Source organism: Streptomyces yamdrokensis (genome assembly GCF_053890455.1).
The window spans coordinates 2684521-2701458 of the sequence record NZ_CM132679.1; the positions used below are offsets into that span (position 1 = coordinate 2684521).

Sequence of the window (16938 nt, forward strand, 5' to 3'; positions counted from 1 at the left end):
CGACGTCCGGAGCCGGCCTTGGCGGAGCCGGGAGGCCGGCGCGTCGGACGCCACAGCGTGCTACGCGTCGAGGAGAACACCCGGAGGTCCGACGGCGGCGGACCCGGCGTCGGCAGCGGCTCCCGTGTCCGGCCCTCGACTCGCAGGCGGGAGTGCCTGCGGGACAAGCCCGTGCAACCGCGGACGGAGCAGCACAGCGCGTTCCTTTCTCGTGGCGTCGCGTGCCCTACTGCTTCAGTAACCCGACACACGGGAAACGGTTTCGCAGATTCACCCGGTTGGCCCCTCGGCGGGCCGGCCCGACCCCGCCCGGCCCCCTCAGACGTACAACTTCTCGATCTCCTGTGCGTACGCCGCCTGTGCCGCCTGGCGTTTGACCTTGAGGGACGGGGTCAGCAGCCCGTTCTCCTCGGTGAACTCGCCCTCGACGAGGGTGAAGGCGCGGATCGACTCGGCGCGGGAGACGGCCTCGTTGGCGTAGTCGACGGCCTTCTGGACGTCGGCGCGCATCCGCGGGTCCTCGATCACCTCGGACAGGGGGGTGCCGGCGGGCATTCCGCGTACCGCCAGCCAGTGCGCGACCGTCTCCGGGTCGAGGGTGACGAGTGCGGCGACGTAGGGGCGGTTGTCGCCGACGACCAGGCACTGGCCGACGGGCGGGCGGCTGCGCAGGCGGTCCTCCAGGACGGCCGGGGAGACGTTCTTGCCGCCGGAGGTGACGAGGATGTCCTTCTTGCGGCCCGTGATGGTGAGATAGCCGTCCTCGTCGAGGGAGCCGAGGTCGCCGGTGGCGAACCAGCCGTCGTCGAGCACCTCGTCGGTGGCTGCCGGGTCGTTCCGGTAGGTCCCGAAGACGATGCCGCCCCGGACGAGGACCTCGCCGTCGTCGGCGATACGGACCGCGGTGCCGGGGATCGGCAGGCCGACCGTGCCGGGGCGGGGGTCGAGCGGCGGGACGAGGGTGGCGGCGGCGGTGGTCTCGGTCAGGCCGTAGCCCTCGTAGACGAGGATGCCGGCCGCGTAGAAGAAGAGGTTGAGGTCGCGTTCCAGCGGGGAGCCGCCGCTGATGGCGTAGCGCACCCGGCCGCCGAGTTCCTTGCGCACGCGCCGGTAGACCAGCAGGTCGTACAGCGCCCAGGCGGCGTACAGGCCGGGGCCGGGGCCCTTGCCGCGGCCCAGGAAGCGGTCGAGGTGGGCCGCGCCGAAGCGGACGGCGGTGCGGTGGGCGCGTTCGAAGGAGGCGCCGCGGCCGAGTTTCTCGGCGGTGGCGCGGCCGGTGTCGTGGATCTTCTCGAAGAGGTAGGGGACGCCGACGAGGAAGGTCGGGCGGAATTGCTTGAGGGCGGGCCGCAGTTCGGCGGGTTTGATGCTCGGCCAGTGGCCGGTCTCGATGCGGCCGATCAGGCAGGCGATCTGCAGGGTGCGGCCGAGGATGTGGGCGAGCGGCAGGAAGAGCAGGGTCGAGGCGGCCTGGTCGGTGACCTCCTTGAACACGGGGTGGAGGAGTTCGACGGTGTTGGCGGCCTCGGCGAGCAGGTTGGCGTGGGTGAGGACGCAGCCCTTGGGGCGGCCGGTGGTGCCGGAGGTGTAGCAGATCGTCGCGGTGGTGCCGGGGGTGAGCGCGGCGCGGCGCTCGGTGATCTCCTCGTCGGGGACGTCCCGGCCGAGGGCGGTGAGGCCGGCGAGGGCGTCCGCGTCGAGTTCCCAGGTGCGCGGCGGTTCGGGCAGGTCGGCGGTGGCGGCGGTGGCGGTGGCGGTGTTCTGCCCGGTCTCCGTGACGACGAACCGGGTGCCGGAGTCGCGGACGATCCATTCGACCTGGTCCGCGGAGGACGTGGGGTAGACCGGGACGCTCTGGCCGCCGGCGGACCAGATCGCGAAGTCCAGGACCGCCCATTCGTAGCGGGTGCGGGACATCACCGCGACCCGGTCGCCGGGTGCGAGGCCGGCCGCGACGAGGCCCTTGGCCACGGCGGTGACCTCCCGGGCGAAGGCCGCCGCCGTGACGGCGTGCCAGGTGCCGTGCCGCTCGCGGCGCAGGACGACGTCGTCGGGGGCCTCGGCCGCGTTGGTGAAGGGGATGTCGGCGGTGCTGCCGGTGGCCGGCGGCGGGGCGAGGGGCTCCGTACGGACCTCGCGCACGACGCCGTGCTCGTCCCTGGTGGTCCCGGTTCTGGTGCGGGCGGCCAGGTCGGTACGTCGTTTCGCCCGTTTCAGATCCTTGCGTACACCCATGACGGCTCCCGGTCGCGGCTGATGCGGTCGTGCTGGTGCTGCCCCGCTTACTTACTCCGAAGTAAACTTACCGGTGCGTAATGACGAGTCAATGGGGTGGGCCCGCCCGGGCGGGCCGGGCGGGCCCTGGGGATCTGTGCTCCGGTCAGTGGAGGCGGTCGGCGGTGCGGATCGCCTCGGCCAGGTCGTGGAGGTCCTCGTCCTCGGTGCGGTCGGCCAGGCCGGCCGCGTGGTCGGCGAGTTCGTCCAGGCGCGGGGCGCCGGGCAGGGCGCGGTGGCGGCGGCCGTCCGTGCGCAGGGCGTCGGCGAAGTAGGCGGCGGTCGCGGTGACCGTGAGGCCGCGGTCGCCGGTCCAGACGGAGTCGCCGAGGTCGCCGGCCTCCAGGTCGCCGCTCTCCTCGTACGGGGCGCGGGAGTCGGGGTCGAGCCAGCGGACGGTGGCCGTGGCGAGGTGGCCGTCGGGGGCGTCGGACCGGGTACGGACCGCGTACAGGGCGGTGACGGTGTGGCCGGGCCCGACCTCGCCGCCGTCGACGTCGTCGTCGCGGAAGTCCTCGTCTGCGACCCGGCGGTTGTCGTAGCCGACGAGGCGGAACTCGGCGACCGTACCGGGGTCGAAGGCGACCTGGGCCTTCGCGTCCCGGGCGGTCAGCTCGATGTTGCGGGGCAGCTGTTCGCTGAAGACCTCGCGGGCCTCCTCCTCGTCGGACACGTACACGGTGTGGCCGTCGCCCTTGTCGGCGAGGCGTTCCATGAGGGCGTCGCCGTAGTCGCTGCCGACGCCGACGCCGAAGAGGGTGATGCCGTGTTCGCGGCGGGACTCCCCGATGCGTTCGAGGATCGTGTCGGCGTCGGTGTCGCCGGTGTTGGCGAGCGCGTCGGAGACCAGGACGACCCGGTTGGTGGCGCCCTTGCGCAGTCCTTCGACGGCGGCCCCGTAGCCGGTCTCGACGCCCGCGCCGAGGTTGGTGGACCGGGCGGGCTCCAGGGCGTCGACGGCGTCGTGGATCTCGCCCCGGTTGCCGTCGAGGCGGGTCATCGGCAGGACGGTCTCGGCCTCGTCGCTGAAGGTGACGATCGCGACGGAGTCCTCGTCGCGCAGCCGGTCCGTCATGGTGGCGAGGGATTCCCGGGCGAGGTCCAGGCGGCCCGGCTCGTCCATGGAACCGGAGATGTCGATGACGAAGGTGAGGGCGGCGGGCGGGCGGTCCCCGCCCGGTCCGGCGGACCGGGTGGCGAGGCCCACGCGGACCAGGGACCAGTCGTCCTCGTCGGTGCGGGCGCCGTCGACGGTGACCGTGAAGCCGTCGCCGTCCGGGCGTTCGTAGTTCTGCCGGAAGCTGTTGACGAACTCCTCGGGCCGGACCGTCGACGGGTCGGGCAGCCTGCCCTCGGAGAGGGTGCGCCGGGCATAGCCGTAGGAGGCGGTGTCGACGTCGAGGGCGAAGGTGGACAGGTGGCCGGGGTCGGGCGCGACGTCCCGGCGCCCGTCCTGCTCCCCCTCGCGCTGCCGGTCGGTGCCCCGGGTGCCGTCGGGCGCGGGGAGCGGGGCCGCGTCACCGTCGCGGCCCCGCTCCCCGCCGCCGACGCCTCCCCCGGGCCCGCCTCCGCCTTCGTACGAGGAGTCGGAGGCCTTGCCGCCGTTCCCGCTCCCGCCGCCGCACGCGGTGAGCAGCAGACCGCTCGCCGCCGTGAGGGCGACCAGCGCGGCGCGGAGGCGGCGGGCCCCCTGGGGTGTCCGGTGGGGGGTCCGGGCTCCGTTCCGTCGTGTCACCCTCGTCCCGTCCGGTGTCCGGTCCGTCGTCCTCTTCATCGTCCGTTCCCCCTACTGCCGTTGGCGTCGACTTCTCGACTGTGACGCCGGGGCGGGGCCAAACGTGCGCTACGGGGCGTTGCGGATGGGTCTCGAAGCGGGCACGGAACGCGCCCGCCGAGACCGGTGGGTGATCCTCCGTCGACCTGAACCGGACCTACCGCTCCTACCGCTCCCACCGGAGCTAGGAGACCACGTCCTTGCGGGCGAAGCCGCGGAAGGCCAGCGCGAACAGGACGAGCGCGTACGTCACCGAGATCGCGGTGCCCTGGATCATGCCGGACCACTGCGGGGTCGGCTGGACGGCGTCGGCCCAGGCGTACTGCCAGTGCGCGGGCAGGAAGTGGCGCCAGTCGCCGAGGGCGGTCACCTGGTCCAGGACGTTGCCGACGATGGTCAGGCCGACCGCGCCGCCGACCGCGCCCAGCGGGGCGTCGGTGCGCGTCGACAGCCAGAACGCGAGCCCGGCGGTGACCAGCTGGGACACGAAGACGTACGCCACGACCACCACGAGCCGCTGGGCCGCCGTGGCGGGGTCCAGCGAGCCGCCGGTGGGGATCTGCAGCGGGCCCCAGCCGTAGGCGGCCGTGCCGACGAGCAGCGCGACCACCGGCAGCAGCACCATCGCGGCGAGGCTGAGTCCGAGGCCGACGACGAGCTTGGACCACAGCAGCCGCATCCGCGGCACCGGGGCGGCGAGCAGATAGCGCAGCGAGGACCAGCCTGCCTCCGAGGCGACCGTGTCCCCGCAGAACAGGGCGACGGGGACGACCAGGAGGAAGCCCGCGGAGACGAACAGGTTCACGGCGGCGAAGTTGGCGCCGGACGCGGTGGCCGTGTCCATCAGGGTCACCCGGCCCTCACGGCCCTCCGGCTCGCCGCCGACGGCGAAGGCGACGGCCAGCACGAACGGCAGGGCGGCGAGGATCGCGCCCATGACGATCGTGCGGCGGCGCTTGAGCTGCCGGACGAGTTCGACGCGCAGCGGCAGCGTGCGGCCCGCACGGTAGCCGTCGGCGACCTCCACCGGTTTCGCCGGGTTGCCGGCCGCCTGCCCCGTTCCGGCGGGTCCGGCGGGCCCGGTCCGTTCGTCGAGCGCGCTCATGCGGAACCTCCGATCATCGTGAGGAAGGCGTCTTCGAGGCGGCGGTTCGGTCCCACCGACGTCACCGGCACTTCCAGCCGCACCAGTTCGGCGACCAGGCGCGGGGCGGTGCCGTCGGCGTCGAGGCGGACCAGCAGCCCGTCGTCGGTGAGGACCGCCGAGGCGACGCCCGGCAGGGCGGCCACCTTTTCGGCGAGCGGCTCGTCCACGGGGGACCCGGTGCCGACGAGCAGGGTGTCGCCGGAGCCGATGATCTCCTGCACCGGCCCGGCCTGGACCAGCCGTCCGCGGTCCATGACGACGAGGTGGGTGCAGGACTGCTCGACCTCGGAGAGCAGGTGGCTGGAGACGATCACGGTGCGTCCTGCGGCCGCGTACCGGATCATCACCTCGCGCATCTCGCGGATCTGGGGCGGGTCGAGGCCGTTGGTCGGTTCGTCCAGGATGAGCAGGTCCGGCAGGCCGAGCATGGCCTGGGCGATGGCGAGTCGCTGGCGCATGCCCTGGGAGTAGGTGCGCACGGCGCGGGCGAGGGCGTCGCCGAGGCCCGCGATCTCCAGGGCCTCCTCGATGCGGGAGTCCTCCGCCGGGCGGCCGGTGGCCTGCCAGTACAGCTCCAGGTTCTCCCGGCCGGACAGGTGCGGGAGGAAGCCGGCGCCCTCGACGAAGGCGCCGACCCGGGAGAGCACCGGCGCGCCGGGCCGGATGGCGTGACCGAAGACGCGGATCTCGCCGCCGTCGGGCTTGATCAGCCCCATCAGCATGCGCAGGGTGGTGGTCTTGCCCGCGCCGTTCGGCCCGAGCAGGCCGAGGACCTGGCCCTTCTCCACCCGGAACGACAGGTCCCGTACGGCGTACCGGTCGGCGGAGCGGGCGTAGCGCTTGCCGAGGCCGGTGATCTGCAGCGGTACGCCGGCGAGTTCGGGATCGGGGGGCGTGGCCGTCGTGCGGCGGCGGCCGGTCAGCACCAGGGCGAGGGCGGCGACGGCCGAGGCGAGCGGCAGCCACCACACCCAGGAGGGCAGCGGGGCCGCCGCGGTGTCCACCTCGGGCGCGGTGGGCACGGTGAGGTCGCTCTTCAGGGAGACCGTGTACGTGGCCGGGGCGGCCGGGGAGGCGTAGCCGAGGTCGGTGGAGGCCAGGACGAGCCGCAGTCGGTGGCCCTGCCGGACCTCGTGGTCGACGGCCGGGAACGTGACGGTGACCTCCTTGCCCGCCTCGGCGCCCTCGACCCGGACCGGCGCGACCAGCTGGGAGGGCAGCACCTGCTGCCGGCCGTCCGGGCCGACGTCGTACACCTTGCCGAAGAGGACGGCGTCGTCGCTGGTCGACTTCACGTGGACGGTGGCGGTCGGCGAGCCGGTGATCCGCAGGTCTTCGGTGACCGGGGCGGACTCGAAGCGGGCGTGCTGGCCGGGGAAGTCCAGAAAGACGCCGACGCCGAGGGACGACAGCTGGGAGAGACCGCCGGCGCCGCCGAGGCCGGGCAGGGCGGAGACGGCGGGCGGACTGGCGCCGGCCGGGTTGGCGAAGCTCTGCTCGCGTCCGGTGAGCGGGAAGGCCTTCCCGCCGCCGGTCAGGCCCGGGTAGCGGTCCGCGCTCGCGCCGCTCAGTACGGCCCGCCCGTCGGTGGAGTCGACGCCCCCGGTGCGGGTGACGCGGAAGGCGGGGCCGGTGGCGGCGCCCTCGTCGTCCTTCAGGTACCGGTCGAACCAGGCCCGGGTCCGGGCGCGGAGGCGCTCCCCCTCGGAGTCGCCGCCGTCGTGCCCGCCGGCGATCCAGTCGACGACGACCGGGGCGCCGTTCGCGCGGATCGCCTGCGCGGCGGCGTCGGCGTGGCCGAGCGGGAACAGCGAGTCGGACTGACCCTGCATCAGCAGGGTCGGCACGTCGATGCGGTCGGCGACCGCGGACGGGGACCGCTCCTTCAGGAGCTCGACGGCCGCCGCGTCCGGGGCGCCGGACTCGGCGACCCGCTCGTACATCCGGCACAGCGCGGGCTCGAACTTCTCGCACCCGCCGCCGGAGTTGACGAAGATGCCCGCCCACAGCTTCTTGAACACGCCGTTCGGGAACAGCGCTTCGGCGAGGTCGAAGTAGGTGATCGCGGGGGCGATGGCATCCACCCGGTCGTCGTGCCCGGCGGTCAGCAGCGCGATGGCGCCGCCGTAGGAGCCGCCGGCCATGCCGAGGCGCGGGTCGCCGTCCTCGTCCAGCTCGACCTCGGGCTGCTCGGCGAGCCAGTCGATGAGCCGGGAGACGTCGGCGACCTCGCCGTCCGGGTCGTTCAGCCCGATCTTCCCGGTGGACTCGCCGAAGCTGCGCGCGGACCAGGTGAGCACCGCGTACCCCTCGCGCGCCAGTTCCTCGGCCTGCTGCCGTACGTCGTCCTTGCTGCCGCCGAAGCCGTGCCCGAGCAGGACGGCGGGACGGCGGCCGGCCGGGCCCGCGGTGAAGTACGAGGTGTCGATGCGCACCTCGTCGGCCGTCGTGACGACGCGGTCGGCCCGCTCCACCGGGGACGCCGGGTCCTCGGAGGCGACGGCGGTCCAGGTGCCGGCCCCGGCGAGCACGACGACGGCGGCCACGGCGGCGACGGTCCGTCGCGGACGCCATGACCTGGGCCACCGCGGTCCGGGCAGTCGAAGATCCATGCGTCAACGGTACGGGGTCGACCTGCCGGCCCGATGTCGACCGCAGACCGACCTCGCCACATCCTCCAGGCGTACGCACCCACTGCCCCGTACCGCGTCCGTGGTACGCGAACACGCCGCGAACGCCCCGGGAGCGCCCATATCGGTGGCGGACGGGAAACCTCCGGCGCGGGGCCGTAAGCGGGCGGGGAGTCGTCGCACGCACTTCGCTCCTGCCAAAGCGAAGCGGCCGCCCGCGCCGGAGGCGATCGGTGCCGGGGCCGTCAGGGGCGCCCCGGGGTACAGAGGCCGGCGGCGGCGTTCGTGACGTGTCGTTGTCGTCCCCGACGGCTCTCCCACGGTTTCTAGTCGTGGAGGCGAAGCCCTGTCAATGTTTTGTCCGGACATTCGGACGAGATCTTGACCGTACACCCCCCGGAACGGGAAAGCGGGCGGGCAGCCGGTAGGGACGGAGCGGTCGGCACGGGCGAGTGGCGGGTGAGAGGTGCGGGTGAAGCGCCGCCGCGGGGCGGGTCAATCCGCCCCGCCGATGAACGCGTACGCACCTTTGCATCACCTGTGTCACAAACATCCCGCTCGTGTCGCACATGTCCCGTGTACGCGATTCTTCCGTCACGCCCGGCGCACAACGGGGCTCCGCACCCGTAGGGCGTCGTTCACCGGGCAGAACGCCTGGTGATCGCAAGCGCAGCACCCGGCTCCCCCTGACGGCCGACCCCTGGCCGCCTCCGTGGTGCTCGCGGGGAGGTACGACGCATGACCGACCGACGCCTGTGGTCCTACAAGGACATCGCGGCGCACATCAAGGTGCAGCCGGACACCGTCCGCTCCTACCGCAAACACGGCCTGCTGCCCCCGCCCGACCACGTGGAGAGCGGCAAGCCGTACTGGTACGCGGACACGGTGCGCCGCTGGGTGGCCTCCCGGCCGGGCAACCGGCCCCGCCGCTGAACCCCGCCCCGCCCACGACGACGGCTGTGCCCCACCAGGCAGGCGGGGCACAGCCGTTCAGTCGCCCCCGTCGCACGGTCCGGTCGCACGGCCGCGCGGACCGGCCCGGTCCTGGACCGGGAGTCGGCCCCGGGTCCGGGCCGGCCCCTCCGGCCCCTCCGGCCCCTCCGGCCTTCGACGCCGACCCACCCCCACCCCCGCCCCCGCCCCCGCCGAGCCCGAACCGCTCGTGGACCCGGCGCGGCGGACCCGGACGCCCTGTTCCGCCACCTCGGTCCACCGGTCGTGGATTAATACCCCCCAGGGGTATAAACTGGTCGAGGAGACCCCGGCTCCCGCGGGCCTCCTCGATCCCGTACACCTCGACGAGGAGCAACGACATGACCGCCCAGACCGACACCCAGGGCTCCGTCACCGCCGTCTACAAGGTGAGCGGCATGAGCTGCGGCCACTGCGAAGGCGCCGTCTCCGGCGAGATCTCCGGGATCCCCGGGGTCGACTCGGTGAAGGCCGTCGCCGCCACCGGCGAGGTCACCGTCGTCTCCGCCGCCCCACTCGACGAGGAGGCCGTCCGCGCCGCCGTCGACGAGGCCGGCTTCGAGCTCGTCGGCCCCGCCTGACGCGACGACGGCGCGGCGCCACGACGGCGCGCCCCGAGCCCGCCGAAGGCGCCGCGGCGACTCCGGCAGCCCCCCGACCCCGGAGGCCCACCCGCCTCCGGGGTCGGGCCGCTCACCGGGCGCGCCGTCACGACCCCCTTCGCCTCCGTCGTCACCGACGGCCTGCGGCCACGCTCGTTTCATTGAGGTCTCAACCGACCTCACCCCCTGGAGTCCGGTACGACATTTCACATAAGCTCTTCACAAGGCTCGCGCATCTTCCTTACGCTTGGGGCGCGTCGGTAATTCAGGGCCCTTGCGTACCTAGCGGACATATGCAAGAGACGCAGATCACAGTGACGTGAACGTAACCATCGAAGGGGTTCGAAGGTCTAAGTTGGCGATGTCGGGAAGCGTCTTGGGGGGCGCGACCTGGCATCTGGGAATGTCTTGGGGGACTTTCCCGGAGCTGCGTTGCCGGGGCACGTACATCGGAGAGCTTTGAGCGGCCCTCCCGACGGTGCGCGTCCCGGCAGACCGCAACGAGTGCCGTGAGCTCCGCTCACCGTGCTCACCAGACAGCGATTCAGGCGCTGATCTTCACAGACGCCCGGCCGGATCCCGTGGGGGGAATCCGCACCGGGACATGGGAAGGCGCCCTGACGCCGGCCCGTGGGGGGACCGGCGCAGGGCGCCTTCTTCTTTTCGACGGGGCACGCGTCGGCACACCGGCCCCGGACCGGCCGGCCGGCCGAAGACGAACCGACGACGGACGGCACGCCCCTCGAGGTGAGGTGGGCGTGCTGTCCGTCGTCGTTCCCGTGTCGCGGTTCGCGCGTTCGGTCAGCGCTCCTCGACCGGGATGAAGTCGCGCTCCACCACGCCCGTGTAGATCTGGCGCGGACGGCCGATGCGGGAGCCCGGCTCCTTGATCATCTCGTGCCACTGGGCGATCCAGCCCGGCAGGCGGCCGAGGGCGAACAGGACCGTGAACATCTCGGTCGGGAAGCCCATGGCCCGGTAGATCAGACCGGTGTAGAAGTCCACGTTCGGGTAGAGGCTGCGCGAGACGAAGTAGTCGTCGGAGAGCGCGTGCTCCTCCAGCTTGAGCGCGATGTCCAGCAGCTCGTCGGACTTGCCGAGGGCGGACAGCACGTCGTGCGCGGCAGCCTTGATGATCTTGGCGCGCGGGTCGAAGTTCTTGTAGACCCGGTGGCCGAAGCCCATCAGACGGACGCCGTCCTCCTTGTTCTTCACCTTGCGGATGAAGGAGTCGACGTCGCCGCCCTCGGCCTGGATGCCCTCGAGCATCTCCAGCACCGACTGGTTGGCGCCACCGTGCAGCGGGCCCCACAGGGCGGAGATGCCGGCGGAGATCGAGGCGAACATGTTCGCCTGCGAGGAGCCCACCAGGCGCACCGTGGAGGTCGAGCAGTTCTGCTCGTGGTCCGCGTGCAGGATGAGCAGCTTGTCCAGGGCCGAGACGACGACCGGGTCGAGGTCGTACTCCTGGGCCGGCACGGAGAACGTCATGCGCAGGAAGTTCTCGACGTAGCCGAGGTCGTTGCGCGGATAGACGAACGGGTGACCGATCGACTTCTTGTACGCGTAGGCCGCGATCGTCGGAAGCTTGGCGAGCAGCCGGATCGTGGAGAGGTTGCGCTGACGCTCGTCGAACGGGTTGTGGCTGTCCTGGTAGAACGTCGACAGCGCCGAGACGACCGACGACAGCATGGCCATCGGATGGGCGTCGCGCGGGAAGCCCTTGTAGAAGTTCTTGACGTCCTCGTGCAGCAGGGTGTGCTGCGTGATCTCGGTCTGGAACGCGGTGAGCTCGTCGACGGTCGGCAGCTCGCCGTTGATCAGCAGGTAGGCGACCTCCAGGAAGGAGGAGCGCTCGGCCAGCTGCTCGATGGGGTACCCGCGGTAACGGAGGATGCCTCCCTCGCCGTCCAGGTACGTGATCGCGGATTTGTATGCGGCGGTGTTGCCGTAGCCACTGTCCAGCGTCACCAGACCGGTGTTGGCGCGGAGCTTCCCGATGTCGAAGCCCTTGTCACCGACCGTACTGTCGACCACCGGGTAGGTGTACTCGCCGTCGCCGTACCGCAGTACTACAGAGTTGTCGCTCACGTCTTCCCTCACCGACGTAGTGCCTCATCTTCGAGGTGCCCTGACTGCCTCTACCATCCCCCACTTGGCTCAGGAGAGTGCACTCGGGGTCGACCATCGGGCCTATCGACGGCACTGAGTGCCGCCAACTTGCCCATCCTGCCTCTTGCGTTCCCCTTCCGGAAGGCTCCTGTGACGTTCCCGACTCGTTTGATCGATCATTTTTCTTCCGGGGTGGGGACGAAGGGCCGCAACAACGACGGTTCAGGCGCCCGCGAGCCGGAAGTCGAGCGCCGTACAGCGCCTGCCGGCCGAGACCGTGCGCACCGCCTGCCCGATCGCCCTGCGGGAGCCGACGAGGACGACCAGCCGCTTGGCGCGGGTGACCGCCGTGTAGAGCAGGTTGCGCTGCAGCATCATCCAGGCCCCCGTGGTCACCGGGATGACGACGGCCGGGTACTCGCTGCCCTGGGAACGGTGGATGGTCACCGCGTAGGCGTGGGCCAGCTCGTCCAGCTCGTCGAACTCGTACGGCACCTCCTCGTCCTCGTCCGTCAGCACCGTCAGCCGCTGGTCGACCGGGTCGAGAGAGGTGACCACTCCGACGGTGCCGTTGAAGACCCCGTTCTCACCCTTCTCGTAATTGTTGCGGATCTGCGTGACCTTGTCGCCGACGCGGAAGACCCGGCCGCCGAACCGCTTCTCGGGCAGGTCGGGGCGGCCCGGGGTGACGGCCTGCTGGAGCAGGCCGTTCAGCGTGCCGGCGCCGGCCGGGCCGCGGTGCATGGGAGCCAGGACCTGGACGTCCCGGCGCGGGTCGAGCCCGAACTTCGCCGGGATGCGCCGGGCCGCCACGTCCACGGTGAGCCGGCCCGCCTCCTCCGTGTCGTCCTCGACGAAGAGGAAGAAGTCCTTCATGCCGTCGGTGAGCGGGTGCTGTCCGGCGTTGATCCGGTGCGCGTTGGTCACCACGCCCGACTGCTGGGCCTGGCGGAAGACGCGGGTGAGACGGACGGCGGGGACGGGGCCGCCGTCGGCCAGCAGGTCCCGGAGCACTTCGCCCGCGCCGACGCTGGGCAGCTGGTCCACGTCGCCGACGAAGAGGAGGTGGGCGCCGGGAGCCACGGCCTTGACCAGCTTGTTGGCCAGGAGCAGGTCCAGCATCGACGCCTCGTCGACCACCACCAGGTCGGCGTCCAGCGGGCGGTCCCGGTCGTAGGCCGCGTCGCCCCCGGGCCTGAGCTCCAGCAGGCGGTGGACGGTGGAGGCCTCGGCGCCGGTCAGCTCGGCCAGGCGCTTGGCGGCGCGGCCGGTCGGGGCCGCGAGCACCACCTTGGCCTTCCTGGCGCGGGCCAGCTCCACGATCGAGCGCACGGTGAAGGACTTGCCGCAGCCGGGGCCGCCGGTGAGGACCGCGACCTTCTCGGTGAGCGCCAGCTTCACGGCGGCCTCCTGCTCGGGAGCGAGATCGGCCCCGGTACGCCCCTTCAGCCAGGTCAGCGCCTTGTCCCAGGCGACGTCCCGGAAGCCCGGCATCCGGTCCTCCCCGGTGCGCAGGAGGCGCAGCAGCTGGGCGGAGAGGGCCAGTTCGGCACGGTGGAAAGGGACGAGATAGACGGCGGTGACCGGGTCGCCGCCCTCCGGATCGGGGATCTTCTCGCGTACGACTCCGGGGTCCTCGCCCTCCTGCGGTTCGGCGGCCAGCTCGGCGAGGCACTCGATGACGAGCCCGGTGTCCACCTGGAGCAGCTTCACCGCGTCGGCGATCAGCTTCTCCTCGGGCAGATAGCAGTGGCCCTGGTCGGTGGCCTGCGACAGCGCGTACTGCAGGCCTGCCTTGACCCTGTCGGGGCTGTCGTGCGGGATGCCGACGGACTGGGCGATCTTGTCTGCGGTGAGGAAGCCGATGCCCCAGACGTCGGACGCCAGCCGGTACGGCTGGTTCTTCACGACGGAGATCGAGGCGTCCCCGTACTTCTTGTAGATCCGGACCGCGATCGACGTCGACACCTCGACGGTCTGGAGGAAGAGCATGACCTCCTTGATCGCCTTCTGCTCCTCCCAGGCGTCGGCGATCTTCTTGGTCCGCTTGGGCCCGAGGCCGGGGACCTCGATGAGCCGCTTGGGCTCCTCCTCGATGACGGCCAGGGTGTCCAGGCCGAAGTGCTGCGTGATGCGGTCGGCGAAGACCGGCCCGATGCCCTTGACCAGCCCGGAGCCGAGGTAGCGCCGGATGCCCTGGACGGTGGCCGGGAGCAGCGTCGTGTAGTTCTCGACGTGGAACTGCTTCCCGTACTGCGGGTGCGACCCCCAGCGGCCCTCCATCCGCAGTGACTCGCCCACCTGCGCGCCGAGCAGCGCCCCGACGACCGTGAGCAGGTCGCCGGCGCCTCTGCCGGTGTCGACGCGGGCGACCGTGTAGCCGTTCTCCTCGTTGGAGTACGTGACGCGCTCCAGCACGCCTTCGAGGGTGGCGAGACGCCGTTCGCCCGAGGCCGCTGCGGACTGGTTGGACATGGTCCGACGGTACCGGTGGGGTGTGACAAAGGGCGGCCCGGAAGGGGGCTTGCCCATAACTCTTGGGACATGGACTGCGCCAGGATGCGCGCCATCGCCGAAGACCTCGGGGCATACGCGGAGCGGCTCGAAGGGGCCTGGAGCGTCGAGATCGGGCCGTCCGGCCCGACACTGGCCATGATGTGCCCGTCCAAGCGCCGCGAGGGCACAATCCGTCGCGTCTGCAAGCAGTTGGACACGCAACTCCTCAGCACCCGTCCCGGTCACATCTGCGCGAGCGGCCCCGAGATCGAGCATCCGGCGATCGGCCGTATGCGCCGCCCCGATGCCGTCGTGATTCCCGAGGCCACCCTCGACGAAGAAGGCCTCGCCGTCGACGCGACGCAGGCGCCGGCTGTCGTCGAAATCGTCTCGCCGTCCAATCCGAGCAACGACTACGACGAGAAGCCGGCCGACTGTCCGGCCATGGGCATCCCGCACTACAGGATCGTCGACCCACGCACCGGAACGATCCGGGTGCACTCCGACCCCTGCAAGGGCCGCTACAGCAGTAAGGAGCCGTACATCTTCGGCGACTCGGTGCCGTTCGGGCCGTGGACGGTGGAGACGTCGGAGTTCCGGCGGTACGGCAAGGACCCCTAAAGCCATGCGACCTCGAATTCTGGAACTCGTAGTCCCGGAAACCGATGAAGGCGGTGGCGGGAAACGCGAGGGCGGCTCGGGTGGGGTCCTTCGAGTCACGGACGGCGACGCGGGGGGGGAGACCGCGACTTCCACTCGGGGCATGGGACGCGGACCCCGAACCGCCAGAGCCGCCGGTTCCGGCGGTTCGGGGGAGGAGCTGAAGCCGGGGCGAGGACTCGCGCTGGTGCGGGCCTGCGCCGACGTAGGGGACGGCAGCCCCTGGCCAGGGAGGGCAACCGGGGCAGGTGCGTGGGTGCGAGCCGGCCACCCTCTTCGAAACCGCCTGGAGCCCTTCCGGATGCGGGCGGCGGCCGGCCCGCCGGTCGAGGCGGTGGCGGCAGGGGCGGCCGGGCCTCGGCCTCGGAAAGCCTGTTCGCCCGCCCCGGGAACTCTTCGCGGGCTTCACGCCGGTGATGCGGTGGCGGTCAGGAATCCGCGCATGTACCCGGCCACGGTGTCCAGGTGGCTTTCGAGCAGGAAGTGGCCGCCTCCGGGAACGAGGTGGATCTCCGCGTCCGGCAGGTCCCTGGTGAAGGCGCGTGCTCCGTCCGGGCCGAAGATCTCGTCGTTCGCGCCCCAGACCGCGAGGAGGGGAACCCGGCGTTCCCGGAAGTAGGCATGCACCTGGGGGTAGAGGGGCGGGTTGCCGGCGTAGTCGCGGAACAGGGCGAGCTGCACGAGGTCGTTGCCCGGCCGGTTGACCTCGCGGTGGTCGGCGGCCCAGGTGTCGGGGTCGACCAGCTCGGGTCGGTCCACTCCGTGCAGGTACTGCCAGCGGATGGCGTCGAGCGAGAGGGCACCGCGGACGGCGGGTTCGGTCCGGGGGCCCGGGTTCTCCGCGTACGCCCATACGGGCTTCCAGAAATCCGGTACGAAGCCGTCCTCGTAGGCGTTGCCGCTCTGCGTGATCACCGCGGTGATCGCGTCCGGGGCGCGCAGGGCCAGCCGCCAGCCGATGGGGGCGCCGTAGTCCTGGACGTACAGGGCGTAGCGGGTGACGCCGAGCTGGGCCAGAAGGGCTTCGGTGATGTCGGTCAGGGAGTCGAAGGTGTAGGTGAACTCGTCCACGGCCGGGGTGTCGGAGTTGCCGAAGCCGAGGTGGTCGGGGGCGATGACGTGGAATCGATCGGCCAGCGCCGGAACGAGGTGGCGGAACATGCGTGAACTGGAGGGGAATCCGTGCAGGAGTACGAGCGTGGGCGCCTCGCGGGGTCCTGCCTCGCGGTAGAAGACGCGATGTCCCCGCACTGTCGCGTACTGGTGGCGGACCTCAGCCATGACTAACTCCTTCAATGCCTCTTGGGGGTTACCCTTCGGTGCCCAGTAGACCGCTCCTGGAGTAACCTGTCAAACAACTTGATGGAGTTAGGTGGGAAGGTGAGGGCCGTGCTGGACGACCAAGCCCTGATGCAGGCGCTGAACAGCACCCCTGTCACAGAGGGCCGACGCCAGGACCTGTGGGACGACGACCACGAGGTGGACAGGTGGGCGCGGGAGCACGGGGGTCCCGGCGGCGACGAGGAGCGCCGGTGGCTGCGCACCGCCCGGGACGCGCTCCAGGCGGTGGCGTCGGGCACGCCGGCGGAGCCCCGGCTGCGCCGGGTCCTCGCAGGCGTTCGCAAAGTCCCGCAGCCCGGCGCGTCGGGCATCGAGTGGCACCTGGAGGTGCCGCCGGAGCGCAGGCTCGCCGTGGAACTCGTGCTCGCGTGGGCGGACGTCAAGGAGCGCATGCCCGGCCGTCTGCGGCCGTGCGAGAACCCCGAATGCCGCCTCTTCCTCCTGGACCGCAGCCGCGCCAACACCGCACGGTGGTGCTCGATGAAGACCTGCGGAAACCGGCTCAAAGCCCGCCGGCACCAGGCTCGGACGCGCGAGACCCCACGACCCGAGTAGAGCGCCGGCGAGTCGGCGCTCGCACATCGGCCCGGGCGGTCACGGCAACCGGCGCAGCCGGGGCACACTCCGCACTGCACGGAGGACAGGAGAGCGCACCGGGCCCGGTTCAGGCCCGAGGTGAGCAAAAGCCCCGGCCACGAGCTGTGCGTGCGAGCCGATCCGCTCCGCTCCGATGCCTGCTGCCCGGCACCCAGGAAGGACGGGCAGCCATCGGTTCCGTCCGATTCAGGCGCTTGTGCGCGCGGCTCTCCACTACAGCAGGACGGGCAGGATGCAGCTCGAAAACGCTCCGGCCCGGTGGCCGGACGCCCCGCCTTCGCGATCCCGGACGGCGCCATGCGCGAACAACGGGTCTCAACGATCGTTGTATAG

11 protein-coding genes and 1 pseudogene are annotated in these 16938 nt (G+C 71.7%); 4 read left to right on the forward strand and 8 right to left on the reverse strand.

Translation table 11 applies throughout. The features are described 5' to 3' along the window. Window positions 1-318 precede the first annotated feature (318 nt). From ACWZEH_RS11515 to ACWZEH_RS11535, 5 genes and pseudogenes are all read right to left on the reverse strand, one after another. Complete coding sequence (locus ACWZEH_RS11515) at window positions 319-2235, reverse strand: AMP-dependent synthetase/ligase (RefSeq protein ID WP_456197977.1); 1917 nt, start codon at window positions 2233-2235, stop codon at window positions 319-321. Window positions 2236-2380: 145 nt separating this feature from the next. Then, complete coding sequence (locus ACWZEH_RS11520; RefSeq protein WP_456197978.1) at window positions 2381-4048, reverse strand: vWA domain-containing protein; 1668 nt, start codon at window positions 4046-4048, stop codon at window positions 2381-2383. A gap of 184 nt (window positions 4049-4232) precedes the next feature. Further along, a complete protein-coding gene (locus ACWZEH_RS11525; protein ID WP_456197979.1) occupies window positions 4233-5153 on the reverse strand; it encodes an ABC transporter permease in 921 nt (306 codons plus the stop codon). Continuing rightward, on the reverse strand, window positions 5150-7807 hold the full coding sequence (locus ACWZEH_RS11530) for an alpha/beta fold hydrolase (RefSeq protein ID WP_456197980.1): 2658 nt from the start codon (window positions 7805-7807) through the stop codon (window positions 5150-5152). Before ACWZEH_RS11530 ends, ACWZEH_RS11525 begins: the two co-directional genes overlap by 4 nt. A 158-nt stretch (window positions 7808-7965) precedes the next feature. After that, window positions 7966-8077 (reverse strand): annotated as a pseudogene (locus tag ACWZEH_RS11535) (5-deoxy-glucuronate isomerase); the annotation flags it as partial. A gap of 486 nt (window positions 8078-8563) precedes the next feature. Between ACWZEH_RS11535 and ACWZEH_RS11540 the strand changes: the two are divergent. After that, window positions 8564-8758, forward strand: coding sequence for a helix-turn-helix transcriptional regulator (locus ACWZEH_RS11540; RefSeq protein ID WP_042170865.1), 195 nt, complete (start codon window positions 8564-8566; stop codon window positions 8756-8758). Window positions 8759-9138: 380 nt separating this feature from the next. Continuing rightward, entirely contained in the window at window positions 9139-9378 is a 240-nt protein-coding gene (locus ACWZEH_RS11545; protein ID WP_456197981.1) for a heavy-metal-associated domain-containing protein, read from the forward strand. Window positions 9379-10200: 822 nt separating this feature from the next. Here ACWZEH_RS11545 and ACWZEH_RS11550 read toward each other — a convergent pair. Continuing rightward, window positions 10201-11490 (reverse strand): citrate synthase, encoded by a 1290-nt coding sequence (locus ACWZEH_RS11550; protein WP_456197982.1) that lies wholly within the window; start codon window positions 11488-11490, stop codon window positions 10201-10203. A gap of 243 nt (window positions 11491-11733) precedes the next feature. Continuing rightward, window positions 11734-13986 carry an SF1B family DNA helicase RecD2 gene (recD2, locus tag ACWZEH_RS11555; RefSeq protein WP_456197983.1) on the reverse strand — a complete coding sequence of 751 codons (2253 nt, stop codon included), beginning with the start codon at window positions 13984-13986 and terminating at the stop codon, window positions 11734-11736. A gap of 69 nt (window positions 13987-14055) precedes the next feature. Here recD2 and ACWZEH_RS11560 point away from each other — a divergent pair, with 69 nt between their 5' ends. Next, the gene (locus tag ACWZEH_RS11560; protein ID WP_456197984.1) at window positions 14056-14628 is read left to right on the forward strand and encodes a Uma2 family endonuclease; all 573 of its coding nucleotides are present in this window, start codon (window positions 14056-14058) and stop codon (window positions 14626-14628) included. A gap of 444 nt (window positions 14629-15072) precedes the next feature. On the opposite strand, the gene ACWZEH_RS11565 is transcribed toward ACWZEH_RS11560, so the two are convergent. Next, a complete protein-coding gene (locus ACWZEH_RS11565; RefSeq protein ID WP_456197985.1) occupies window positions 15073-15948 on the reverse strand; it encodes an alpha/beta fold hydrolase in 876 nt (291 codons plus the stop codon). A gap of 108 nt (window positions 15949-16056) precedes the next feature. Between ACWZEH_RS11565 and ACWZEH_RS11570 the strand changes: the two genes are divergently transcribed. Further along, a complete protein-coding gene (locus ACWZEH_RS11570; protein WP_456197986.1) occupies window positions 16057-16563 on the forward strand; it encodes a CGNR zinc finger domain-containing protein in 507 nt (168 codons plus the stop codon). Window positions 16564-16938 lie beyond the last annotated feature (375 nt).